The 22,148-nt window shown below is 66.2% G+C and carries 23 protein-coding genes; 9 read left to right on the forward strand and 14 right to left on the reverse strand.

Annotation, left to right across the window (positions count from 1 at the left end; translation table 11 throughout):
* Nucleotides 1-3 precede the first annotated feature (3 nt).
* Entirely contained in the window at nucleotides 4-1,305 is a 1,302-nt protein-coding gene (locus tag BMZ48_RS00320; protein ID WP_091529842.1) for an MFS transporter, read from the forward strand.
* 18 nt (nucleotides 1,306-1,323) lie between these two features.
* On the opposite strand, the gene BMZ48_RS00325 is transcribed toward BMZ48_RS00320, so the two are convergent.
* From BMZ48_RS00325 to BMZ48_RS00350, 6 genes are all read right to left on the reverse strand, one after another.
* Nucleotides 1,324-1,749, reverse strand: a complete 426-nt coding sequence (locus BMZ48_RS00325) for a PaaI family thioesterase (RefSeq protein WP_200769462.1) — start codon at nucleotides 1,747-1,749, stop codon at nucleotides 1,324-1,326.
* On the reverse strand, nucleotides 1,740-2,480 hold the full coding sequence (locus BMZ48_RS00330) for a sulfite exporter TauE/SafE family protein (RefSeq protein WP_091529845.1): 741 nt from the start codon (nucleotides 2,478-2,480) through the stop codon (nucleotides 1,740-1,742). Before BMZ48_RS00330 ends, BMZ48_RS00325 begins: the two co-directional genes overlap by 10 nt.
* On the reverse strand, nucleotides 2,480-2,782 hold the full coding sequence (locus BMZ48_RS00335; protein WP_091529847.1) for an EF-hand domain-containing protein: 303 nt from the start codon (nucleotides 2,780-2,782) through the stop codon (nucleotides 2,480-2,482). Before BMZ48_RS00335 ends, BMZ48_RS00330 begins: the two co-directional genes overlap by 1 nt.
* A gap of 30 nt (nucleotides 2,783-2,812) precedes the next feature.
* The gene (locus BMZ48_RS00340) at nucleotides 2,813-3,994 is read right to left on the reverse strand and encodes a magnesium transporter (protein ID WP_091529849.1); all 1,182 of its coding nucleotides are present in this window, start codon (nucleotides 3,992-3,994) and stop codon (nucleotides 2,813-2,815) included.
* Between the two features lie 139 nt (nucleotides 3,995-4,133).
* The gene (locus tag BMZ48_RS00345) at nucleotides 4,134-4,880 is read right to left on the reverse strand and encodes a hypothetical protein (RefSeq protein ID WP_143383582.1); all 747 of its coding nucleotides are present in this window, start codon (nucleotides 4,878-4,880) and stop codon (nucleotides 4,134-4,136) included.
* A gap of 38 nt (nucleotides 4,881-4,918) precedes the next feature.
* Nucleotides 4,919-5,851 (reverse strand): DUF3187 family protein, encoded by a 933-nt coding sequence (locus BMZ48_RS00350; RefSeq protein WP_234981444.1) that lies wholly within the window; start codon nucleotides 5,849-5,851, stop codon nucleotides 4,919-4,921.
* Between the two features lie 177 nt (nucleotides 5,852-6,028).
* On the opposite strand from BMZ48_RS00350, the gene BMZ48_RS00355 reads away from it, so the two are divergent.
* The gene (locus BMZ48_RS00355; protein ID WP_091529856.1) at nucleotides 6,029-7,102 is read left to right on the forward strand and encodes a 3-deoxy-7-phosphoheptulonate synthase; all 1,074 of its coding nucleotides are present in this window, start codon (nucleotides 6,029-6,031) and stop codon (nucleotides 7,100-7,102) included.
* A gap of 115 nt (nucleotides 7,103-7,217) precedes the next feature.
* Here the strand turns inward: BMZ48_RS00355 and BMZ48_RS00360 are convergent, their stop codons facing one another.
* Nucleotides 7,218-9,200 (reverse strand): SDR family oxidoreductase, encoded by a 1,983-nt coding sequence (locus BMZ48_RS00360; RefSeq protein ID WP_091529858.1) that lies wholly within the window; start codon nucleotides 9,198-9,200, stop codon nucleotides 7,218-7,220.
* A 373-nt stretch (nucleotides 9,201-9,573) separates the two neighbouring features.
* Nucleotides 9,574-9,996, reverse strand: coding sequence for an HIT domain-containing protein (locus tag BMZ48_RS00365; RefSeq protein WP_091529861.1), 423 nt, complete (start codon nucleotides 9,994-9,996; stop codon nucleotides 9,574-9,576).
* A gap of 47 nt (nucleotides 9,997-10,043) precedes the next feature.
* Between BMZ48_RS00365 and BMZ48_RS00370 the strand changes: the two genes are divergently transcribed.
* Nucleotides 10,044-10,691 carry an NAD(P)H-binding protein gene (locus BMZ48_RS00370; RefSeq protein ID WP_091529863.1) on the forward strand — a complete coding sequence of 216 codons (648 nt, stop codon included), beginning with the start codon at nucleotides 10,044-10,046 and terminating at the stop codon, nucleotides 10,689-10,691.
* Between the two features lie 74 nt (nucleotides 10,692-10,765).
* Here the strand turns inward: BMZ48_RS00370 and trhA are convergent, their stop codons facing one another.
* Genes trhA through BMZ48_RS00390 form a run of 4 tightly spaced genes read right to left on the reverse strand, consistent with a single transcriptional unit; the run spans nucleotide 10,766 to nucleotide 13,332 of the window.
* Complete coding sequence (trhA, locus tag BMZ48_RS00375) at nucleotides 10,766-11,428, reverse strand: PAQR family membrane homeostasis protein TrhA (RefSeq protein WP_091530671.1); 663 nt, start codon at nucleotides 11,426-11,428, stop codon at nucleotides 10,766-10,768.
* A 46-nt stretch (nucleotides 11,429-11,474) separates the two neighbouring features.
* Nucleotides 11,475-11,909, reverse strand: a complete 435-nt coding sequence (locus tag BMZ48_RS00380; protein WP_091529897.1) for an NfeD family protein — start codon at nucleotides 11,907-11,909, stop codon at nucleotides 11,475-11,477.
* Nucleotides 11,906-12,856: an SPFH domain-containing protein gene (locus BMZ48_RS00385; RefSeq protein ID WP_091529900.1), complete on the reverse strand. Its 951-nt coding sequence runs from the start codon at nucleotides 12,854-12,856 to the stop codon at nucleotides 11,906-11,908. Before BMZ48_RS00385 ends, BMZ48_RS00380 begins: the two co-directional genes overlap by 4 nt.
* Nucleotides 12,857-12,909: 53 nt before the next feature.
* Nucleotides 12,910-13,332 (reverse strand): SufE family protein, encoded by a 423-nt coding sequence (locus BMZ48_RS00390; protein WP_091529904.1) that lies wholly within the window; start codon nucleotides 13,330-13,332, stop codon nucleotides 12,910-12,912.
* Between the two features lie 131 nt (nucleotides 13,333-13,463).
* Here BMZ48_RS00390 and rph point away from each other — a divergent pair, with 131 nt between their 5' ends.
* From rph to BMZ48_RS00420, 6 genes are all read left to right on the forward strand, one after another.
* On the forward strand, nucleotides 13,464-14,174 hold the full coding sequence (gene rph / locus BMZ48_RS00395) for a ribonuclease PH (RefSeq protein ID WP_091529907.1): 711 nt from the start codon (nucleotides 13,464-13,466) through the stop codon (nucleotides 14,172-14,174).
* A gap of 4 nt (nucleotides 14,175-14,178) precedes the next feature.
* The gene (gene rdgB, locus BMZ48_RS00400; protein ID WP_091529910.1) at nucleotides 14,179-14,784 is read left to right on the forward strand and encodes an RdgB/HAM1 family non-canonical purine NTP pyrophosphatase; all 606 of its coding nucleotides are present in this window, start codon (nucleotides 14,179-14,181) and stop codon (nucleotides 14,782-14,784) included.
* Nucleotides 14,781-15,944 (forward strand): radical SAM family heme chaperone HemW, encoded by a 1,164-nt coding sequence (hemW, locus tag BMZ48_RS00405; RefSeq protein WP_091529914.1) that lies wholly within the window; start codon nucleotides 14,781-14,783, stop codon nucleotides 15,942-15,944. Before rdgB ends, hemW begins: the two co-directional genes overlap by 4 nt.
* An 88-nt stretch (nucleotides 15,945-16,032) precedes the next feature.
* Nucleotides 16,033-16,245 carry a 50S ribosomal protein L31 gene (gene rpmE, locus BMZ48_RS00410; RefSeq protein ID WP_091529917.1) on the forward strand — a complete coding sequence of 71 codons (213 nt, stop codon included), beginning with the start codon at nucleotides 16,033-16,035 and terminating at the stop codon, nucleotides 16,243-16,245.
* Nucleotides 16,246-16,367: 122 nt separating this feature from the next.
* Entirely contained in the window at nucleotides 16,368-17,639 is a 1,272-nt protein-coding gene (locus BMZ48_RS00415) for a malic enzyme-like NAD(P)-binding protein (protein WP_091529920.1), read from the forward strand.
* The gene (locus BMZ48_RS00420) at nucleotides 17,636-18,931 is read left to right on the forward strand and encodes a citrate synthase (RefSeq protein ID WP_091529922.1); all 1,296 of its coding nucleotides are present in this window, start codon (nucleotides 17,636-17,638) and stop codon (nucleotides 18,929-18,931) included. The genes BMZ48_RS00415 and BMZ48_RS00420 overlap by 4 nt, the downstream gene beginning before the upstream one ends.
* A 67-nt stretch (nucleotides 18,932-18,998) precedes the next feature.
* Here the strand turns inward: BMZ48_RS00420 and BMZ48_RS00425 are convergent, their stop codons facing one another.
* Nucleotides 18,999-19,586 (reverse strand): hypothetical protein, encoded by a 588-nt coding sequence (locus BMZ48_RS00425; RefSeq protein WP_091529926.1) that lies wholly within the window; start codon nucleotides 19,584-19,586, stop codon nucleotides 18,999-19,001.
* A gap of 33 nt (nucleotides 19,587-19,619) precedes the next feature.
* Nucleotides 19,620-22,010 (reverse strand): penicillin-binding protein 1A, encoded by a 2,391-nt coding sequence (locus BMZ48_RS00430; protein ID WP_234981446.1) that lies wholly within the window; start codon nucleotides 22,008-22,010, stop codon nucleotides 19,620-19,622.
* Nucleotides 22,011-22,148: the final 138 nt, after the last annotated feature.

Raw genomic sequence — 22,148 nt, forward strand, 5'->3', positions numbered from 1 at the left:
TCCATGCTCGGATTGACGCGCTACCAGTGGACCGTGCTCGCTGCGGCCTGGCTCGGCTGGGGCTTCGATCTGTTCGACAGCATCCTGTTCAACTTCGTCGCGCCCAACTGTGTGCCGACCCTGCTCGATCTGCCGATCGGCTCGCCCGAGGCCAAGCAGGCCACCTTGTACTGGACCGGCATTCTCACCGCGCTGCTGCTCCTGGGTTGGGCCGCCGGCGGCATTCTGTTCGGCTACGTCGGCGACCGCATCGGACGCACGCGCACGATGCAGATCACGATCGCGATGTACGCACTCGGCACGGCGGCGTGCGCATTCGCGCCGAGCATCGAATGGCTGCTCGTGTTCCGCCTGATCGCCGCGCTGGGCATTGGCGGCGAATGGGCCGCCGGCGCCGCGATGGTCGCCGAGGTGATGCCCGAAAACCGCCGCATCGAAGCCGGCGCGCTGCTCTACACCTCCGCCGCCTTCGGTACGACGCTGGCGACCGTCGTGAACTTCGTCATCGCCGGCTGGTGGCTCGCCGACCAGCCGGAAATATCCTGGCGCTACGTTTTTCTCTGCGGCCTGCTGCCGGCGCTGGTGATTCTCATCATCCGCCTGTTCCTGAAAGAACCGGAGCGCTGGGTGCAGGCACGCGCGCAAACCGCGCCGCCGCGCTTGCGCGAGCTGTTCACGCCGCAGCATCTGCGCGCCACGCGCAGTGGGCTGATGATGGCATTGATCGCGCTGATCACCTGGTGGAGCTGCAATGCCTTTCTGCCGACGTTCGTCACCGCGCTCGCGCAGACGCATGCGGCGGCCACCGGTCTGGAGCGCGCCGCGATGCTGCGCCTCACCGAGGACTGGAAATTCACCGCAACGATGGCGTTCAACCTCGGCGGCCTGATCGGCACGCTGCTGACCGTTCCGGTGGCCAAGCACCTGGGCCGGCGGCCGATGTTCGCGCTGTATTTCGCCGCTTCGATCGGCGCGATCCTGCTGACCTTTGGCACCGACGTCCCCCCGCAGATGCGGCTGTACTTCTACTTCGCGATCGGGCTGTCGGTGTTCGGCGTCTTCGGCAGCTTCACCTACTATCTGCCGGAGCTGTTCCCGACACGCCTGCGCGCCACCGGTGCCGGCTTCTGCTACAACGCCGGCCGCGTCATTGCCGCCGTCGGCCCGTTCGTCGTCGGCGCGATCGCCGCCCGTGGCGCCGGTACCGCGGTCGAGGTGCTGGTCTGGGTCGCAGTGATTCCGGCCATCGGCCTGTTGTTGATGCCCTGGGTCGTCGAAACCCGCGGACGCCCGCTGCCGGATTAGGGCTCGGGGACCGACGCCTCACAAACCCGCGGGCAGTGCGTAACTGCCGGTCGCATGCGCCACGATCGCGCCTGGCGCGGCGCTGGTCGAGAGCGTCGCCTCCATCACCGCGAGCCGCCGTCCGAGCTTGAGCAGCCTCGCCTCGCCGATGACGTCGCCGAGCGCGGCCCTGCTGAGAAAATGGATGTTCATGTCGGCGGTCACCGCCATCAGCGCCGGCCCGAGGTGGGCGAGCACCAGCGCATACATGGCGGTATCGGCGACCGTGAACAGTGTCGGACCGGAAATCACGTTGCCGGGCCGCACCATGCTGTCGCGAAACGGGATGCGCACGCGCGCATAGCCTGCGCGCACCTCCTCGACGACAACACCGCCCTTGGCCGCTGCAGACAGTCCGGCGCGGATCAGCGCCTGCACCCCTGCCGCATCGAGTTTCAGTTCCACCACAACCCCCTCATGCCGTCGTAGGCGAGCTTGATCGAAAGCACGATCAGAATCCACTTGAACAAAGCCGCGAACTGCACCTCGCTGAGCCGGCCGTTGAGACGCTTGCCGAGGGCGGTTCCGGCAATCACGGCGCCGCACAGCAAGGCCAGGAGCAGCGGTTGCGCCAGCGCGGAAAAGCCGACGAATCCGTAAACCACGACACGCAGTGCATGGCCCAGCGTCTGGGTCAGCGCGAGCGTGCCGATCGTGGTTTCCTTGCGCCACTCCGGCCGGAAGAACAGGCGGCCGACGAACAGGCCCGTCGCGCCGACGAACATGCCGAGACTGCCATTGAGCAGGCCGGCGAGCGTGAACGCCGGCCGCGGCGGCAGCGCCGCTACGCCGGCGCGCGTGGGCAGCAGCGACGCCAGAATCAAACCCGAAAGCACGAGGCGGACGAGATCGGCATCGGCGTGTTCGACGAACGGCGCGACCAGCAGCATTGCCGGCAGCGCGGCGAGCGAAAACCAGCCGGCGGCGTGCCACTCGACATGGCGCAGATAAGCCAGTGTGCGCGCGCTGTTGGCCACGCATTGCACCGCGGCGAACAGGGGCACGGCCTGCGCCGGCGCCATGCCGGCGGCATAGAGCACGCCGATCAGAATGGTGCCGCCGCCCAGCCCGGCGACACCGGAGAGCGTCGCGCTCAAAAAGGCGACGAGCACGATCGCAGCATCGATCGCCGACATCAACGATCCCGCGGTACGTCCGGCGGCGGCGCGCGCAGCACGCGCTGCCACTCGAGCCAGCTACGTAGCTCGCCGGCGCTGATCCGGCCATTGCCGTCGGTATCGATGTCGGCGAAATACGGCAGCAGTTGCGCCATGCCGGATTCGACCTCCGCGCGGGTCAGATTCTCGTCGTGGTCGCGATCGGCGGCGTTGAACGCCGGGCGCAGCGGGTCGAGCGCATCGGATCGGCGCTCGCCGTAACGGGGCGTGCACGCGGCGGATGCGGCAATGGCGGCGACAACAAGCGGCAGAAGGCGCATAGACCGCTTAGTGTGCCAGCGGCCTTGCCTTCACAACACCAGCGTCGTCGCCAGCACCAGCATCAAGCCCATGCCGAGCACGTCGGTGGCCGTGGTCAGAAAAATGCTGCTCGCCGTCGCCGGATCGGCGCCCAGACGCCGCAGTGTCACCGGCACGAGCACGCCGAAGATGCCACTGCCGGTGCACGCGCCCGTCATTGCGAGCACGATGGTCAGCGCCAGCATCGGCGCATCCGGCGCACCGGTGCGGGTCGCGTACAGCCACATCGCGATGCCGGCGACGAGACCGACGAGCACGCCATTGAGCGCGCCGAGCGCAGCCTCCTTGCGCAGCAGCTTGCCGATCGGATACGTGTCGAGATCGCCGAGCGTGAGCCCGCGCAGCGTGATCGCCAGCGCCTGGCAGCCGGTGTTGCCGCTCTGGCCGGCGAGCACGGGCAGAAACGCAGCGAGCGCGACGATGCGGGTGATCGTGTCTTCGAACATCCCGACGACGAAAGCCGCGAGAAACGCCGTCAGCAGATTGAGCTGCAGCCACGGATGGCGCATGCGGAAGGCCTGCCAGAGACGCGTGTGGACACGCTCGTCCTTGTCGACACCGACCATCTGGCCGGACTGCGCGGTGATCTCGATGGCCTGGCGCTCGAACAGCCGCCAGCCACGCACCAGACCGACGAGGCGCCGCTCGGCGTCCACCACCGGATAAACCGGGTAATGACGGTGCACCGCCGCCCGGATCGCTTCGCCGGCCGGCATCCGGGCATGCAATGCAAACGGATCGGGCAGCATCACCTCGGTCAGCGACTGCTCCGGACGTGCCAGCAACAGATCGCGGATCACGACGAGGCCGGTGAGCCGGCCGTCGGCATCCGTCGTGTAGAGATAAGTGATCTGGCGCGCATGGTCGGCGGCGCGCAGGTATTCGATCGCATCCTGCACCGTCGCCGTCTCCAGGATGTCCCCGAGCACCGGCTCCATCAGGTCGGCGACGCGCTCGGGGATCTCCAAATCGATCCATGCCGACGGCGAAGCCTGCGGCCGCAGATGCGGCGGCAGATACTCGACGATGTGTTGCATCAACTTGCGCGGCAGGTGCGCGAGCACGGCGGCCACCGTCTCCGGGCGCTCGCGTGCCAGCACGGCGGCGGCGTCCAGGGGCACACGCGCACTGACCGTGCGGACCAACTCCTCGATGCGCTGCGATTGATCCATGACCCCGCCTCCCCGCGTTTGCCGCCATTATGGCCAGTAACAGCGGCCGCGCGGACCGCCAGTCAGTGACCCGCTTGTTGGGACGTAACCTGTATCGATCGGCAGGCAGGCGAAAACGGCGACCGGTGCTCGTTTCAGTCTAGAAGCGGTAATGCACGCCCAGGTTCACGACCGGCCAGTAGCGCAGATCCTTGATCTCGTTCTCGACGTTCTGCCGTTCCCGCTCAAGCTCGGTGCGGAACGTCTGCGCGCGCGCATCGTCCGGATCGTTGACGTCGAAGCCCGAAGGCCCAGCGGGATTGCAGGGCAGTATCGTCGAATCGCAGGCACGTCCCTGCGCAGCCAGTCGCACCTGCGGGCGGTCCGCGAACATGACCCCGACATCGAAACTCAAACCCAGCCCCTTGCCCGCCGACGTGCCGCCCCATCCCAGCCCGACATAGGGCGCGACACGGCCGAGGTCGATATCGCCGTCGAGACGGCCGGTTGCGGTGTACGTGCTGTTACCGATCTGGTACTGCGTGTTGTCGGCGCGCGTAACCAGCCCGATGTCCGGGGCTGCGCCGTGCACGCCGGCACCGATCCGGAAACCGCCGCGCCAGGGCCGGTACTCGAGCAACGCGAACGCCGATCCGAATTCGATCTCGGCGTCGTAATCGATGCCGTCCTCCTCGGTGCTTCCGCTGACGCGCCCGAAGGCATAGCCCACGCGCAGATCGAGCCACGGACGAAGTTCGCGCACGTAATCGACGGCGATGCCGACCGTACCCAGACGCAGGCCCAGCCCCTGCCCGGCCTCCTGCGCATTTGCCTGTGCCCAGGCGCCGCTCCACGTGCAACCCAGCGCAGCGGCCAGGATCATCGACTGTCCAAACCGTACACGCATCTGTCGTTCTTCCCGTCCTCAAAAGCCCCGGCGCACGGTCAATCCGCGCCCCAATCGGCGGCAACGTGGATGACGAAATCCGGTGAAGAGCGCGTCAGCGCGTCCTCTTGCACGGCGAGCCACCACTGCCCCGCCGCCCCACGATAGCGCACGCCGAACACGACCTGGCCGCCGGCGCGCGACAGCGCATCGAGCGCGCTGCCATCATAGAGCGCGCCGTGCGCATAAACCTGCACGCCCGCATCGAGCACATCGGTCAGGGCATAGCCCAGCGAAACCCACCCAAAGGGCACGCGCGTGCGTTGCTGCGCCTTGAGCGGGCCGTCGGCGCGCAGAGCTGCGCCGCCGCCGGCGATCGCGCCCCGCCACCGTCCGGCCCGATCCAGCGCATAGCCCCGCTCATACCAGAGCGATCCCCCCAGCCCTCCGCCGAGCAAGCGGTCCGCGTCGGCGGTCGGCAACTGCACCAGCGCCCGCCAGCACCCTGCCGTGCCGATGCAGCGCGCGGTGCTCAAGCGCAGATCCCCGATGCCATCGTCGCTGCCGCCGACATCGAACACCGTCACCCCATCGCGGACATAGCGATACCGGTACTCGTCCTGCGCGATCTGTTCGCGGCCGCCATTGGGCAGGCCGAACCATTCATGCCAGTGCTCGATCACCGCATCGAGCACCCCGCCGCCGGTGACGAGCAGCGGCAGCTCCACGCCAATCACGGCATCGTCCCACGCCCAGCGCCGGCTCAATCCCAGGCGCAAAGCCTCGCCATCGAGCCGCACCTGCTCACCGCCGGCCTGCTCGAGCACGGTCTCATTGGTCCAGTCGAGCACGACGGCCATGCCCGCGTGTGGCGCGAAGGCCGCCGGCGCCGGCAGCGGCGCATGCCGGGCGAGCGCTGCCTGATTGAACGCGGCGAAGACGAACGGCTCGCGCGCCTGCGCTGCAGTCGCACCGGCGAGCATGCTCCCCATCGCGCAGACCATCCAAACGAAACGCGCACGGCGGTACACGGCATCCCCCATATCCGGAATCGCGGGTATTGTGCCGTGTTGGCCACCGGGACGTCGGCTGCTTCTAAGCCCGGCCATGCCAGCCCAGCCCTCTTCTGCTAGGATCGCTGCCCTGCCTCACGCTGTGCGCCCCGAGCCATGCGTTTTGTCACCGAAAACACCCGGATCAAATCGGTCCGCGAAGTCTCCACCCCGGCCGAAATCCAGGCCGAGCTGCCGCTGTCCGATGCCGCATCGAAAACCACGTTCGACACGCGCCGCGAGATCCAGGACATCCTCTACGGCCGCGACGACCGCCTGTTGGTGATCGTCGGCCCCTGCTCGATCCACGACCCCGACGCCGCGCTCGACTACGCGCGCCGCCTCGCCCCGCTGCGCGAGCAGCTCGCACGCCATCTGCTGATCGTGATGCGCGTGTACTTCGAAAAACCGCGCACGACGGTCGGCTGGAAAGGCCTGATCAACGATCCCGATCTCGACGACAGCTTCGACATCAACAAAGGCCTGCGCCTGGCCCGCAAGCTGTTGCTGCAGCTCAACGAGATGGGAGTTCCAGCCGGCGTCGAATATCTCGACATCCTCACCCCGCAATACCTCACCGATCTGGTCAGCTGGGGCGCGATCGGCGCACGCACCACCGAATCGCAACTGCACCGCGAACTGGCCTCGGCGCTGTCCTGCCCGGTCGGCTTCAAGAATGGCACCGAGGGTAGCGTCAAGGTCGCGGTCGATGCCGTCCTCTCCGCCGCCCATCCGCACCGCTTCCTGTCCCTGACCCAGCAGGGCCACGTCGCCATCTTCGAAACCACCGGCAACCAGGACTGCCACATCATCCTGCGCGGCGGCAGCGCCGGTACCAACTACGACGCCAAGAGCGTCGATGCCGCCTGCGCCGCCCTGCTCAAGGCCAACTTGCGGCCGCAGGTGATGATCGATTTCTCCCACGCCAATTCCAACAAGCAGCACAAGCGCCAGATCACCGTCGGCCACGACGTCGCCCACCAGATCGCTGGCGGCGACCATCGCATCATCGGCGTGATGATCGAATCCCATCTCGTCGAAGGCCGCCAGGACATCCGCCCGCGTGAACAGATGACCTACGGCCAGTCCGTCACCGACGCCTGTATCAACTGGGACGACACCGCCGAACTGCTGCGCCACCTCGCCCACGCCGTCGAGCAGCGCCGCCTGCGGCACGCCCGCTCGGCCTGACCTGCGCCACGCGCGACGGCGCACATCAGTACCGGAGACACCCACCACATCCCCGCGGTCGATGCCGGTCGGGGAACCGCCCCGCCCACTGGCCGGCGGGGCGAACAATACCGCCTCAGAAGTACTCGCCCTTGAACAGGTTGGCGAAAACCACTTGCTCCAGCGTCGGTTTGCCGCCTTCCTTGCGGCCCTTGGCGGCGGCCGAGGACGGAAACAACTGGAAGCCTTTGTTGAGGATGTAATCGTTGACCTTGGGCCAGAGCGCGTAGCTGATTGCCGCCGCCGTACCCAGGGGCGTGGCGATCGACTTGGGCTTTTCGAGAATCGCCCGCATGACCGTGTCGGCCGCTTTCTCCGGGCTCCACGTCGGCACGTAGTCGTAGAGCTTGGTCGGCGCGATCATCGGCGTGCGCACCAGCGGCATGTAAATGGCGGTGACTTCGATGTTGAGGTGCTTGACCTCGGCAGACAGGCAGCGGCCGAAGGCATCGAGTGCAGCCTTGCTCGCGACATACGCAGAAAAACGCGCGGCGTTGGCCAGCACGCCGATCGAGCTGATGTTGACGATATGGCCGGATTTGCGTTTGGCCATCATCGGCAGGAAGTTGAGGATCATGCGCACGGCGCCAAAGTAGTTGAGCTGCATCGTGCGCTCGAAGTCATGGAAGCGATCCAGCGACTCCATGACCGCGCGCCGGATCGACCGGCCGGCATTGTTGATCAGGATATCGACGTGATCGAAATCCGCGAGAATCTTCTGCGCACAGGCGTCGATGGCCTGCATGTCGTTAAGGTCGCAGGGATAGACATGCGCCTCCCCGCCCATTTTCTCGATGATTTTTTGTGTGGCCTCGAGCTTTTCGCGCGTGCGCGCGACGAGAATCACCTTGGCACCGGAAGCCGCGAGTTTCTTGGCGACGGCAAAGCCGATGCCCGAGGAGGCACCGGTGACGACGGCCACCTTGCCGGCGAGCTTTTGCACCGCCTGCGCTGGAACCTTGACGTCGAGGTCGAGGTGCAGCTCCCAGTATTGCCAGAGCTTGTCGGCGTAATCACGGATGTCGGGGCAGCTGATGCCAGAACCCTTGAGCGCCTTGCGCGCATTCTTGTCGTCGAATACGGCCTGGTTGCTGATGTATCCGAGCACCGACACCGGCACGCCGATCGCGCGCGAGATCCGCCGCTGCACCGCGGGAGGAATACGCTCGCTGATCCGGCTCGTGATCTGCTTGACCGCCGGCGGCACCGGCGGCAGTTCCAGTTTTTTGGCGAAATTCGGGCCGTGTGCCGCCTCGAAAAAGATTTGCAGCAGCTCACCCACCGTGGGCGAACGCGACTGGATCAGGCAGAAGGTTTCGCCATCGTGCCCGTCGAGATGCGCGATGTAATCGATCGCCTTGGCCACGTAATCGACCGGCGCGATCGGCACCCGGCCGCCCTCCACGCCCAGCAGCGGCAGCCATTTGGGCACGGTATAGCTGATTTTCTGGATGGTCTTGAAGAAGTAGTAGGGTCCGTCGATCTTGTCCATCTCGCCGGTCTCGGAATGACCGACGACGGCGCCCGGACGGTAGATGCGAAACGGCACGCGCGCTTCCTCGCGCACGATTTTTTCGGACTCGAACTTGGTGCGGAAATACGGGTGCCCCAGCCGCTGGCCTTCATCGAACATGTCCTCCGTGAAGCGGCCGACGAAGTCGCCGCCGGCGACCGCGACACTGGAGACGTGATGCAGGCGCACCTTGCCGCCGAGATCGTTGCAGAAGGCAACGAGATTGCGCGTCCCTTCGTTGTTGATGCGATCTCCGGTCTCGTCGTCCATGTTCATGTCATAGACGGCGGCCAGGTGGAAAACGTGGTCGATCTGCCCCTTGAGCTTTTTGAAATCGGCGGCGGAGACCAAGCCTGGCGTGGTGATGTCGCCGTAGACCGGATGCAGCTTGTCACCGGCTTCGCCGTAACGCGCCTTGAGCACCTCGAACTTGTCGCGCGAGGATTCGCGCACGAGGACATAAACCTTGGCGTTTTCGCGCCTGAGCAGCTGCTCGAGCAAAAATTTGCCGATGAAGCCGGTGGCGCCGGTGACGAAGTAGTTCATGTCCTGCTCCCGAGTGGTTCTTATCGGCCGATCATCTTACACGCACCGGCAGGCGATGGCGCCGCGTGAAGTCTTCCGCGTTTGTGTCGTCAGGTCATCTAGCTGTCGCTCCTGGCGCAAGCGCCAGGGCATGCGCAGCCTGACCCACCGACTGAGGCCGATACACTGCCTGCCAGCAGGTCGCCGTGCGGGAAGGCATATGTGATTCACCACAAACGCCCTCCAGTGTGTCGGCCCGTGCGCGCGCCGGCACGCACAACAACACCATCGCGAGCGCTCTCATCGGTTCTCTCCCCCGTCCCCATTGGCCCAGTCTAGCCGCAAAACCCACGGCCGGGGCGAATCGCCGTGCACAGGGTGCCCGAGGGGGGCCTTACGGCGGCTGCACGGCGAGGTGCTCGCGCAGCAGCGCAACGCGCGCGGCGAGCGCATCCTCGCCATAGGGCTGCGCCGGCAGATGCCCCCAGACCGGTGCCGGCCAGGCCGGGTCGTCGGTCCGGCGCACGATGTGGTGCAGATGCAGCTGGGGCACGATGTTGCCGAGTGCGGCGACATTGAGCTTGTGCCCGGCGAACAGGCGCATCAGCGTGCGGCCGAGTTGCACCGATTCCTGCATCAGGACCTGCAGATCGGCGGGCGCCAGCTCGTAGAGTTCGCGCAGATTCGGCCGCCGCGGCACCAGAATCACCCACGGATAATGGGCATCGTTCATCAGCAGCACCCGGCTCAGTGGCCAGTCACCGAGCACGACGGTGTCGGCGGCAAGACGCTCGTGTAAACCGAATTCGGTGGTCATGGCGTAGGATGGAACCCAGATTCTCTGCGCATCCTACATCCGTTGCCATGACCCGTACCGCACTCGTCGCCGGACCGACCGGCCTCGTCGGCCACAAGCTGGTGCAGCGCCTGCTGCGCGATCCCGCCTATGGCGAGGTGCGCGCGCTGTCGCGGCGCGCCCTCGGACTGTCGCATCCCCGGCTGCGCGTCATCGAAACCACATACGAGCATCTCGCTGCGCTGGGCGATGCGCTCAGCGTGGACGACGTGTTCTGCTGTCTGGGCACGACGCTGCGCAAAGCCGGCTCCCGCGCTGCCTTCGAGGATGTGGATTACCGCATGGTCGTGGAACTGGCCCATGCCAGCCGCGCCGCGGGTGCGCGCCGTTTTCTCGTGGTGTCGGCAGTCGGCGCCTCCGAACATTCCGCGGTGTTCTATTCGCGGGTCAAAGGCCGCATGGAAGCGGCGGTGTCGGCGATCGACTTCGAAGCCGTGCACATCGTGCGGCCCTCGCTGCTGCTCGGCGAGCGTGCCGAAGCGCGGCCCGCCGAAGCGCTGGCGCAGAAACTGATGCCGGCCGTCGCGCCGCTTTTGCGCGGACCGCTGGCGAAATACCACCCCGTTTCTGCGGATGAGGTCGCCGCGGCATTGGCGCGCCTCGCCTTGCGCGGCGATCGCGGCGTGCACGTGCATCACTGGCCGTTCACGGTCTGAATCCCCGTGCGCGCAGCGCAGGTACCGCACTCTACGCGGCTTGCGTCGCGCGATCCTCGATCCAGCGTGGACGATCAGGCCGGCGGACCGGGCACGACATACAGCAGCACTGCGAAGAAATGCAGCACGCTGCCGGCGAGCACGAACAGATGCCAGATCGCGTGGTGATAGCGCAGACGCTCCCAGGCGTAGAACGCAACACCGACGCTATAGACGAGCCCGCCGGCGAGCACCAGGGCGATGCCGCCGGGCGCGAGGTTCTTCCACAGCGGCTCGATGGCGAGGATCCCGCACCAGCCCATGCCGAGATAAATCGCCAGCGACACTTTCTCGAAACGGCCGGTCGCAAGGATCTTGAACGCAATGCCGGCAACGGCGAGCGCCCAGATCAGCGCGAACAGACTCCAGCCCCAGCGCCCACCCAGCGTCACCAGGGTGAAGGGCGTGTAAGTGCCGGCGATCAAGAGATAAATCAGCGAGTGGTCGATCACGCGCAGCACGCGCTTGGCGCGCGGCAGCGGGATGCTGTGATACAGCGTCGAAGCCGTGTACATCAGCACCAGCGTCGCGCCGAAGACACTGGCGGCGACGATGTGCAGCGGACCGCCGTAGAGTGCGGCGCGCGCCACCAGCACCGTGAGTCCGACGATGGACAGCACGATCCCCAGCCCATGCGTAATGGCATGGGCGATTTCCTCACCGATCGAATACAGCTTGTCGGGGACGTGCACCCCCATGATCTCGCGGGTCTGCGCACGTCCGAGACCGCGGCGCAATGACTCGCTAATCGGCTTTCTCCACTCTCAAGGTCGTGCCGTCGGCGGCGACGACGCGCACCTGGGTGCCGGCCGGCGCATCCGGTCCGGTGATCCGCCACTGGGTATCGTCCACCCGCAGCTTGCCGACGCCGTTGACCACCGGCTCAGTGAGCGTGAACACGCGTCCGACGTAGGACTGGCCGCGCCGGTTGAGCATCGGCTTGTCGCTTTCGAAGGACAGCGGCTTAAGCCGCCGCCACGCGAGCACGGCAACGACGGACAGCACGCCCCAAAGCACGAATGCCATCTCCCAGCCCATCCCCGGCAGCAGCCAGGATGCCGCACCGACGGCGACTGCGGCGATGCCGATCCACAACAGGATGAACCCGGTCGGCAGGAACATCTCCAGCGCGAGCAGGCCAAAGCCGAGCACGAGCCAGTGCCAGTATTGGATGCTCATGACGCCGCCTTGCCACCGGCTTTCTTGGCCAGTTCGGCGATGCCGCCGAGCGCGCCGATGACGTTGGCGGCCTCGAGCGGCATCAGCACGAGTTTTTCGTTCGGGCTGGTGGCGATGCGCGTCAGTGCCTCGACGTATTTGGACGCGACGAAATAGTTGATCGCCTGCAGATCGCCCTTGGCGATCGCCTGCGACACCAGCATCGTGGCCCGCGCCTCGGCCTCGGCCTGGCGCTCGCGTGCCTCGGCATCGCGGAACGCGGCCTCTTTGCGGCCCTCGGCCTCGAGGATCTGTTCCTGCTTGCGCGCTTCCGCGGCGAGGATCTGCGCCTGACGTTCGCCTTCGGCCTTGAGGATCGCCGCCTGCCGCAGGCCCTCGGCCTCGAGCACGTTGGCGCGCTTGTCGCGCTCGGCCTTCATCTGCCGCGCCATCGCATTGACCAGATCGGCGGGCGGTCGGATGTCCTTGATCTCAATGCGCGTGACCTTAACCCCCCACGGCGTCGTCGCCTCATCGACGACGGACAGCAGCTTGGCGTTGATGTGGTCGCGCTGGGAGAGCAGTTCGTCCAGATCCATCGAACCCATGACCGTGCGCAGATTGGTCATCGTCAACTGCATGATCGCGATTTCCAGATGCTGCACCTCGTAGGCAGCCTTGGCGGTGTCGAGCACCTGGAAGAAAACCACGCCATCGACGCCGACCATCGCATTGTCCTTGGTGATCACCTCCTGCGACGGCACATCGAGCACCTGCTCCATCACCGACAGCCTGCGGCCGATGCGGTCGACATAGGGCACCAGCCAGTGGAAGCCGGGTTCGAAGGTGGCGCGATAGCGGCCGAAGCGTTCGACCGTGTATTCCATGCCTTGCGGCACGATGACCACGCCTTTCCAGGCGGTGACGAGCAGAAAAATACCGAATGCGACCGCAACGAGAGTTCCCATGGCCCAACTCCGATTGGACGGACCGGAATTCTAACGACAGCAGCCGTCCGCTCTCATGCCGCCGCAGCCATCTGCGCCTGGGCCATTTGCCGGATGCGTTCGACCATCGCGTAGAAGCCGTTGCGCCGGTTCATCGAGATGTGGTTTTCCAGGCCCAGGCGCTCGAATAGCCCAGAGACGTCGGTCGCCAGAATCTCTTGCGCGGTCTTGCCGGACAGCAGGCCGAACAGCAGTGCGATCAAACCCTTGACGATGTGGGCATCGGAATCGCCGAGGAATTCCAGGCGCGGCGGCGTCCCCGGCACGACGCGGTGCGTGAGCCAGACCTGGGACATACAGCCGCGCACCTTGTTGGTCTCGGTGCGCTCTGCTTCCGGCAGCGGCGGCAGCTTGCGGCCGAGTTCGATCAAGTAGCGATAGCGCTCTTCCCAGTCGCCGAGCAGTTCGAAGGTTTCGATCAGTTCCTGTGTGTCCATGGCGCATAGCCTACGCCGCACCGGGTCGGCGCGCATGCGGCCGGCAGACCCTGCGGAACCGATGCGCGGCACACGGCCTCGCCGCGGATCTGCGCCGATATAATCGGCGCCCGCCCCTCAGCTCCCTGCCCATGCGTCCATCCGGCCGTTCGCCCGCACAACTGCGTCCCGTCCGCATCGAACGGGGTTACACCAAGCATGCGCCCGGCTCGGTGCTGGTCAGCTTCGGCGATACGCGCGTGCTGTGCACCGCCAGCGTCGAGGAGCGCGCACCGGCCTGGAAGAAGGAAGGCGGCTGGGTCACGGCCGAGTACGGCATGCTTCCCGGTGCCACCCACGAACGTTCGCGCCGAGAGGCCGCCGTCGGCAAGCAAAGCGGGCGTACACAGGAAATCCAGCGCCTGATCGGCCGCGCCCTGCGCGCCTGCGTGGACCTCGATGCGCTCGGCAATTACACGTTGACCATCGACTGCGACGTGCTGCAGGCCGATGGCGGCACACGTACGGCGGCGATCACCGGCGGCTATGTCGCGCTCGCCGATGCGCTGGCGACGATGCGCGCCCGTGGCCTGATCAAACGCGATCCGCTGTTCGGCCAGGTCGCCGCCGTGTCGGTCGGCATCTACCGCGGCACACCGGTGCTCGATCTCGACTATGCCGAGGATGCCGACTGCGAGTGCGACATGAACGTGGTCATGAATGAGGCCGGCCGTTTCGTCGAGATCCAGGGCACGGCCGAGGGCCACGCCTTCAGCCGCCAGGAGCTCGATGCGCTGCTCGAACTGGCCGGCGGCGGCATCCGGGAACTGATCGAGGCACAGCGCCGGGCCCTCTCCGGCTAGGCTCATGCCGTCCCCGTTCCACGACGTCGTCCTCGCCAGCCGCAATACCGGCAAGCTCGCCGAGATGCAGGCCTTGCTCGATCCACTCGGGCTGCGCCTGCGGCCGGTCGCCGAGTTCACGGCCGAGGCCGCGGACGAACCGGCGCCGAGTTTCGTCGAGAATGCGCTGCTCAAGGCCCGCCATGCCGCACGCGTTTCGGGCCTGCCGGCGATCGCCGACGATTCTGGCCTCGAGGTCGAGGCGCTGGCAGGCGTCCCCGGCGTCCGCTCGGCCCGCTATGCCGGCCCGGCGGCCAGCGATGCCGATAACAATGCCCTTCTGCTGCGCGCGCTCGCCGGCATTCCCGAAGACCGCCGCGGTGCCCGCTTCGTCTGCGTGATGGTTCTGCTGCGCCACGCCGACGACCCCGTGCCATTGATCGCGCAGGGCATCTGGCGCGGGCGTATCCTCGATGCGCCGCGCGGGAACCGCGGCTTTGGTTACGACCCCCTGTTCTTCGTCCCCGAATACGGGTGCAGCGCGGCCGAACTCGACCCGGCGGTGAAGAATCGCATTTCGCACCGGGCCCAGGCGGCGGCGCAGCTGCTCGCCCAGCTTCGCCCGCGATGAGCCTGCCGACGCCGCCACTGGCGCTGTATGTGCATTTCCCCTGGTGCATCCGCAAATGCCCGTATTGCGACTTCAACTCGCATCCGTTGCGCGGCGAACTGCCCGAGCATGCGTATGTAAACGCCCTGCTGCGTGATCTCGACTACGAGCTGCAATCCGTGCCGATCCCTGCCGCTGCGCCCCCGCTCGTCTCCATCTTCATGGGCGGCGGCACGCCCAGCCTGTTCTCCGCGCAGGAGATCGGGTCGCTGCTGGATGGCTTGAGCCGGCGGCTCGCCTTTGCGCCGGACATCGAGATCACGCTCGAAGCCAACCCCGGCACGGCGGAAGCACAGCGCTTCTGTGGCTACCGCGCCGCCGGGATCAACCGCCTGTCGCTGGGCATCCAAAGCCTCGACGATGCGCAACTGCGCCGTCTGGGCCGCATCCACGGCAGCGCCGAGGCGGTGCAGGCCTTCCAGATGGCCCGTGCCGCCGGGTTCGACAACATCAACCTGGATCTGATGTACGCGCTGCCGCAGCAGACGCCGCAGGATGCGGCGACGGATCTGCGCACGCTGCTCGCGCTCGCCCCGGAGCACGTCTCCTACTACCAGCTCACGCTCGAGCCGAACACCGAATTCGCTCTGCGCCCGCCACCGCTGCCCGACGAAGACGACGCCTGGGCGATGCACGAACAGGGGCTCGCCCTGCTCGATGCCGCCGGCTACACCCAGTACGAGATCTCCGCCCACGCACGGCCTGGAAAACCGTCCCGCCACAATGTGAATTACTGGATGTTCGGCGATTACCTGGGGATCGGCGCCGGCGCCCACGGCAAGCGCACACTCGCCGACGGGCGCATCCTGCGCCGTGCCCGCCACAAACACCCCAAGACCTATCTGCAGCATGCTGGCACTGTGGCGGCGATCCAGGAGGAGCGGACCGTCGCACCGACGGATCTGCCCTTTGAGTTTCTGATGAACGCCTTGCGCCTGCGCGACGGTTTTCCCATCGCCGAGTTCACGGCGCGCACCGGCCTGGCATGGGACGAGCGCATCCACGGGTTGCGCGAGGCCCGCGCGCGGGGCCTGCTCGAGGAAACCCCCGAGCGCGTCCGTGCCAGTCCGCTGGGATGGCGTCATCTCAACGCAGTGCTGCGGCTGTTCCTGGACGCCTGAACCGCAGCCGCCGCTTGCGGCCGGATGCCGACTTCCTTAAACTGCGCGCCCTTTCGCGTTTTGCGGCCCCAAGCCGATTGGTGTTCCGATGAAAGAAGGCATCCACCCGAACTACAAGGAAGTGACCGTGCAGTGCAGTTGCGGCAATTCCTTCAAGACCCGTTCGACGGTCGGCAAGGATGTCCTGCACATCGAAGTGTGCTCGGCCTGCCATCCGTTCTACACCGGCAAGCAGAAGATCGTCGACACCGGCGGTCGCGTCGACAAATTCAAGAAGCGCTACGGCAAAGCCGCCGCCTGACCGGCAAATGCCCACGGGCAGACAAGGCCGCGCACTGCGCGGCCTTGCTGTTTTCGGGGCACGCAGGCAAGATGCCGCCCCTTCGCGACACCGCGCAACCAGGCAGAAGGCACTGCGCAGCCATGACCGCATCCCGCAAACAGGCAGCCCTCGACTACCATGCGCTGCCGCGCCCCGGAAAGCTGGGCATTTCGATCACCAAGCCGGTGTCCGGCCCCGCCGATCTGTCGCTCGCGTACACACCGGGCGTCGCCGAGCCGGTGCTGGAAATCCAGGCCGATCCGGAAGCCGCCTACCGCTACACCGCCAAGAGCAACCTCGTCGCCGTGATCTCCAACGGCACCGCGGTGCTCGGCCTGGGCAACTGCGGCGCGCTGGCGTCCAAGCCGGTGATGGAAGGCAAGGCGGTGCTGTTCAAGAAATTCGCCGACATCGATGTCTTCGACATCGAGATCGATGCCGCCGAACCGCAGGCCTTCATCGACACCGTCGCCCGCATTGCACCGACGTTTGGCGGCATCAACCTCGAGGACATCGCCGCCCCGGCCTGCTTTGAGATCGAGGAGGCGCTGATCGAGCGCTGCGACATCCCGGTATTCCACGACGATCAGCACGGCACGGCCATCGTCATGGCGGCCGCATTGCTCAATGCGCTGGATCTACAAGGCAAACGGATCGAGGACGCGCGCATCGTCTGCTGCGGCGCCGGCGCCGCCGGCATTGCCTCGATGCGCCTGGCCATCGAGCTCGGCGCGCGCCGGGAGAACCTGTGGCTGGTGGATCGCAAAGGTGTGATCCACACCGGCCGTGACGACTATGCGACGTTGAACAAGGAAAAGCGCGAGTTCGCCACCCCGCCGACGGAGCGGCGCACGCTCGCCGGTGCGCTCGCCGGTGCCGACGTCTTCATCGGCGTATCCGGCCCCGGGCTGATGAAGCCCGAATGGCTGATGCTGATGAACGAGCGGCCGATCGTCTTTGCGCTGTCCAACCCGGTCCCGGAAATCCTGCCTGAAGAAGCCTGGGCGGTACGCAAGGACTTGATCATGGCCACCGGCCGCAGCGATTACCCGAACCAGGTCAACAACGTCTTGTGTTTCCCCTTCCTGTTCCGCGGCGCGCTCGACGTGCGCGCACGCCGCATCACCCGTGAGATGAAAATCGCCGCGGTGCGGGCGCTCGCCGCGCTCGCGCGCGAGCCCGTGCCCAAGGAAATGCTGGAAGCCTACGGGCAAAAATCGCTATCCTTCGGCCCGGAATACATCATTCCCAAACCGCTCGACCCCCGCCTGCGCGAGTGCGTGGCGTCGGCGGTGGCCCGCGCGGCCGTCCTCAGTGGCGCCGCCAAGCAGCCATACCCTCCGCATTATCCGAGTCAAGGGGATATCCGATGAGCACGCCCAGCTACAGTCTGGTCAACAACGTCACCGGCGAGAAAATCGACCTGCCGGTCATCTCCGGCACGCTGGGTCCGGTCGGTCTCGACGTCGGCAAGGTTTACAGCCAGCTCGACGTGTTCACCTACGATCCCGGGTTCTCCTCGACCTGCTCGACCAAGAGCGCGATCACTTACATCGACGGCGACGCCGGCGTGCTGCTGTACCGTGGCTACCCCGTCGCCGAGCTGGCCGAGCACTGCAGCTTCATCGAGGTCGCCTACCTGATCCTCAACGGCGAGCTGCCCAACGCGCAGCAACTGCACGAGTTCGACCAGAACATCCGCCGCCACACGATGATCAACGAGTCGCTGCGGGCGTTCTTCAATGGCTTCCGCTACGACGCACACCCGATGGCGATGCTCACCGGCGTCGTCGGTTCGCTGTCGGCGTTCTACCACGACACCACCAACAACAAGGACCCCGAGCACCGCAAGATTTTCGCGCACCGCATGATCGCGAAGATCCCGACGATCGCGGCCGCCGCCTACAAGCGTTATTGCGGCCAGCCGTTCATGTATCCGCAGAACTCGCTCGACTACTGCTCGAACCTGCTGTACATGATGTTCGCCGTGCCGGCCGAACCCTACCAGGTCGATCCAGTCGCCGCACGGGCGCTCGACGTGCTGTTCATCCTGCACGCCGACCACGAGCAGAACGCCTCGACCTCGACGGTACGCATGGCCGGCTCGACGGGGACCAATCCGTACGCGGCGATCGCCGCCGGCATCGCCGCGCTGTGGGGGCCTGCCCACGGCGGCGCCAACGAAGCCGTACTCAAGATGCTCAACGAGATCGGCGACGTCAGCCGCGTTCCGGAGTTCATCCGCAAGGTCAAGGACAAGAGTTCCGGCGTGCGCCTGATGGGTTTCGGTCACCGCGTCTACAAGAACTTCGACCCACGCGCCAAGATCATCCGCGAGCAGTGCCACAAGGTGCTCAAGCACTTGGGCAAAGAAAACGACCCACAGCTCGAACTGGCGATGAAGCTCGAGGAAATCGCGCTCAACGACGATTACTTCCGTGAGCGCAAGCTCTATCCCAACGTCGATTTCTATTCCGGCATCATCTACAAGGCACTGGGCATTCCGGTGAACATGTTCACGCCGATGTTCGCGATCGCCCGCACCGTCGGCTGGGTCGCGCACTGGATCGAGATGATCGCCGATCCGACGCTACGCATCGCGCGTCCGCGTCAGGTCTACACCGGGCCGGCGGAGCGTTCGGTGATCCCGATCAACCAGCGCTGAACCGAAAACACACCGGGCCGTTTGTTTTCGCGCAACAGTCCGCATCCGCCGGTGCACGCTGGCGGATTCAGGGGCCCGCAAGCCGCTCGGCTTCTGCCAGGTCGATGCGCCGGTAGGGCCGGCCGTCGAAGGGATTGATCGGTGCGCGCCGGATCTCGTCCACCGGGAACACGGCGACATCGACGCCGATTCCACCGAATTCCAGGCGCAGCAACGGAACCCTCTGCTCACCGCCATGGGGATAGCAGTACCGGCGTTCTCCCTGCTCGAAAGCGACTCCGCGGTCGATCAGCTCGACATCGATTTCCTCGACGGCATCGCAGAACACATGGAGCTGCACACGGTGCGCGGGGGTGATGGCGCCGCTGATGGTGGCGCCGACCAGTCGCGGCGAGTGGCGGGCAAACAGCCGCAACGCCGCCACCGCGGTGGCCCGCATCCGGGCCAGTTGGCGCCGGTAGGCATCACCGCCAAACAGGCGTTGATACTCGACGACGGCGTCCTGGACCGCAGCATTGTCGGGCAATGGCGTGCCGGGTGGCAGACCCAGCCGCTGCACGGCCTTGCGCTTGGCCAGGCCGTAATCGATCAAGTGTTCGACACAAATGATGCGCGCGGCTTCTTCGGCAATGCCGCGGCGATCATGCGCGATCATGGCAAATCTCCAGATACCCGAGCCGTTCGGGTATCAGAATAAATCCTGCAGCTCGCTGCCTTCCTGCCGGTGCTGCTGGGCCTGCTCCTGCAACTCGGGAACGCGTTCCTCAGGGACGGTTTCGAAGATCGCATCCGGATCGCCGATCGCGGCCAGCCGCCCCGTCTGCGGGTCGATGCGCACATTCACGAGCCCCGGCGGACGCGGCAGCGTCTCCTCCGCAACGCCCTTGAGCGCCACGCGCATGAAGTCGATCCAGGCCGGCAGCGCCGCGCGACCGCCGACCTCGCCGCGGCCCAACGGTGTGGGCTGATCGAAACCGACCCAGACCACGGCGACCAGATGCCGCTGGAAGCCGTTGAACCAGGCGTCGGTCTCGTCGTTGCTGGTCCCGGTCTTGCCGGCGAGATCCCGGCGGCCCAGCTCGGCGACTTTCGCAGCGGTACCGCGCACGGTGACATCGCGCAGGATGTCGGTGACCATCCACACCGTGCGTGGATCGACGGCCTGGGGGGCACGCAGACCGTCCTGCTCTGTCTCCGCGGGCGGGGTGGGTGTCGCTGTCTGGGCAGGGTCTTGCTCCAGGGCTTGCTCCAGACACTGTGGACAGGCGCGCTTGGGCTGGGCGCGGAACAGGATTTGGCCGCGGGCGTCGTGGATCTCGGCGATGAAGTAAGGGTCGATGACGAAACCGCCGTTGGCGAGCGTGGCGTAGCCGCGGGCCATCTCTAGAGGCGTGAACACGGCGCTGCCCAAGGCCATGGTCAGGTCGTTGGGCAGCCGCTCCTGCGGCAGACCAAAGCGCGGGATGAACGTGCGCGCGTTTTCGATGCCAATCGCCTGCAGCAGCCGGATCGAAACGAGATTGCGCGACTGCACCAGCGCCTCGCGCAGGCGCATCGGGCCCTTGATGTCGCCGCCGTAGTTCTCCGGACGCCAGCTCGATTCGAGTTGCGGATCGTCGAACACCACCGGCGCATCGAGCACCACGGACGCCGGCGTAAAACCGTGCTCAAAAGCCGCCGCATAGAGAAAAGGCTTGAACCCGGAACCAGCCTGGCGGCGTGCCTGAACCGCGCGGTTGAACTTGCCGGCAAAGAAATCGAAGCCGCCGACCAGCGCCTGGATCGCCCCGTCGTCCGGATCGAGCGCCACGAATGCACCCTGCACCTGCGGAAGCTGTGCGAGCCGGTAGCCGCCCTCGACCGCCTGCAGACGCACCACGTCGCCGGGAACGAGCGCGTTTTTGTCGTCAAGCCGCGCCCATTCGAAGGCACGCCGCGGAAGGCGCACCGTACCGCTGCTGGTCAGCAGCGTCAGCTGCTCGGGGTGGAATTCGACGACGACCGCCGGCACCAACCCCCCGACCGGCGTGAAGCGGTCGAACACCTCGCGTAGCGGACCGTCGGCACCCACCTGCAGCCACGCCGCGGGAATCCGCGCCTCCGCGCCCCGGAAACCGTGACGCTGGTCGTACTCGAGCAAGGCCTTGCGCAGAGCGGCATTGGCTGCGGCCTGGCGCGCCGAATCGATCGTCGTGACCACGGTAAAACCGCGGCTGTAGGCGTCCTCGCCGTATTCGGCGACGAGTTCGGCGCGCACCATTTCCGCGACATAGTCGGCCTCGACATCGACCTTGGCCCGGTAGGGATGGACGAGGATGGGCTCGGCAACCGCCGCCTGGTATTCGGATTCGGAAATCCGGCCCAGCTCGCGCATGCGCCGCAGCACGTAGTCGCGGCGTTCGCGCGCACGCTCGCGATTGGCGATCGGGTTGTCGCGCGAGGGCGCCTTCGGCAGACCGGCGATGAGGGCCATCTCGGCGAGATTGAGTGCATCGACTGGCTTGCCAAAATAGACGAGCGCCGCCGCGCCGACGCCGTAGGCGCGCTCGCCGAGAAAAATCTTGTTCAAGTAGATCTCGAGGATCTCCTGCTTGCTGAGCTCGCGCTCCATGCGCAGGGCAAGCAGGATTTCCTTGAACTTGCGCGTGAAGGTGCGTTCGCTGGTCAGAAAGACATTGCGGGCGAGCTGCATCGTGATGGTACTGCCGCCCTGGGTTTTCTCGCCGGTGACCGCGTACTTGAGCGCAGCGCGCACAAGGCCCTGCCAATCGACGCCGGGATGGTCGAAGAAGCGGTCATCCTCCGCGGCGAGGAAGGCCTCGACGAGGCGCGGCGGCAACTGGTCGTAGCGCAGCAACGCGCGCCGCTCGATGCCGAACTCGCCGAGCAGCTTGCCATCGCGGCTGTACACCCGCAGCGGCAATGCGAGCTGCAACTCGCGCAGGCTCTGCACCGACGGCAACTCGCGGCCGAGATGGGCGGCCACCAGCAGCACCGCGGACATGCCGGCCACGAGCAACAGCCCCAGAACTGCGAAAAGCCAGGCCCACAGGCGCCGGCCGGTCGATACATGCGTCATCGGCGGTACCGGAGATCGAAATTTGCTGCGCTAATGTTTGCAGTTTGATCAGTCAGTTGCCGCATTAAGTTGCAGTTGCGCACGAGCAATAGTGCGCTATAGTAGGCCGCGATGCGGGAAGCGTCTTCCATCCCGCGG

Origin of the sequence: Fontimonas thermophila, assembly GCF_900113085.1 — a bacterium.
GTDB classification, from domain to species: domain Bacteria; phylum Pseudomonadota; class Gammaproteobacteria; order Nevskiales; family Nevskiaceae; genus Solimonas; species Solimonas thermophila.

Bases quoted from the DNA above. Each gene is read 5' to 3' on its own strand.
- BMZ48_RS00320 (WP_091529842.1), top strand. From the start codon at position 4: ATGCTCGGATTGACGCGCTACCAGTGGACCGTGCTCGCTGCGGCCTGG.
- BMZ48_RS00330 (WP_091529845.1), bottom strand. From the start codon at position 2,480: ATGTCGGCGATCGATGCTGCGATCGTGCTCGTCGCCTTTTTGAGCGCG.
- BMZ48_RS00335 (WP_091529847.1), bottom strand. From the start codon at position 2,782: ATGCGCCTTCTGCCGCTTGTTGTCGCCGCCATTGCCGCATCCGCCGCG.
- BMZ48_RS00340 (WP_091529849.1), bottom strand. From the start codon at position 3,994: ATGGATCAATCGCAGCGCATCGAGGAGTTGGTCCGCACGGTCAGTGCG.
- BMZ48_RS00345 (WP_143383582.1), bottom strand. From the start codon at position 4,880: ATGCGTGTACGGTTTGGACAGTCGATGATCCTGGCCGCTGCGCTGGGT.
- BMZ48_RS00350 (WP_234981444.1), bottom strand. From the start codon at position 5,851: ATGGGGAGCATGCTCGCCGGTGCGACTGCAGCGCAGGCGCGCGAGCCG.
- BMZ48_RS00355 (WP_091529856.1), top strand. From the start codon at position 6,029: ATGCGTTTTGTCACCGAAAACACCCGGATCAAATCGGTCCGCGAAGTC.
- BMZ48_RS00360 (WP_091529858.1), bottom strand. From the start codon at position 9,200: ATGAACTACTTCGTCACCGGCGCCACCGGCTTCATCGGCAAATTTTTG.
- BMZ48_RS00365 (WP_091529861.1), bottom strand. From the start codon at position 9,996: ATGACCACCGAATTCGGTTTACACGAGCGTCTTGCCGCCGACACCGTC.
- BMZ48_RS00370 (WP_091529863.1), top strand. From the start codon at position 10,044: ATGACCCGTACCGCACTCGTCGCCGGACCGACCGGCCTCGTCGGCCAC.
- trhA (WP_091530671.1), bottom strand. From the start codon at position 11,428: ATGGGGGTGCACGTCCCCGACAAGCTGTATTCGATCGGTGAGGAAATC.
- BMZ48_RS00380 (WP_091529897.1), bottom strand. From the start codon at position 11,909: ATGAGCATCCAATACTGGCACTGGCTCGTGCTCGGCTTTGGCCTGCTC.
- BMZ48_RS00385 (WP_091529900.1), bottom strand. From the start codon at position 12,856: ATGGGAACTCTCGTTGCGGTCGCATTCGGTATTTTTCTGCTCGTCACC.
- BMZ48_RS00390 (WP_091529904.1), bottom strand. From the start codon at position 13,332: ATGGACACACAGGAACTGATCGAAACCTTCGAACTGCTCGGCGACTGG.
- rph (WP_091529907.1), top strand. From the start codon at position 13,464: ATGCGTCCATCCGGCCGTTCGCCCGCACAACTGCGTCCCGTCCGCATC.
- rdgB (WP_091529910.1), top strand. From the start codon at position 14,179: ATGCCGTCCCCGTTCCACGACGTCGTCCTCGCCAGCCGCAATACCGGC.
- hemW (WP_091529914.1), top strand. From the start codon at position 14,781: ATGAGCCTGCCGACGCCGCCACTGGCGCTGTATGTGCATTTCCCCTGG.
- rpmE (WP_091529917.1), top strand. From the start codon at position 16,033: ATGAAAGAAGGCATCCACCCGAACTACAAGGAAGTGACCGTGCAGTGC.
- BMZ48_RS00415 (WP_091529920.1), top strand. From the start codon at position 16,368: ATGACCGCATCCCGCAAACAGGCAGCCCTCGACTACCATGCGCTGCCG.
- BMZ48_RS00420 (WP_091529922.1), top strand. From the start codon at position 17,636: ATGAGCACGCCCAGCTACAGTCTGGTCAACAACGTCACCGGCGAGAAA.
- BMZ48_RS00425 (WP_091529926.1), bottom strand. From the start codon at position 19,586: ATGATCGCGCATGATCGCCGCGGCATTGCCGAAGAAGCCGCGCGCATC.
- BMZ48_RS00430 (WP_234981446.1), bottom strand. From the start codon at position 22,010: ATGACGCATGTATCGACCGGCCGGCGCCTGTGGGCCTGGCTTTTCGCA.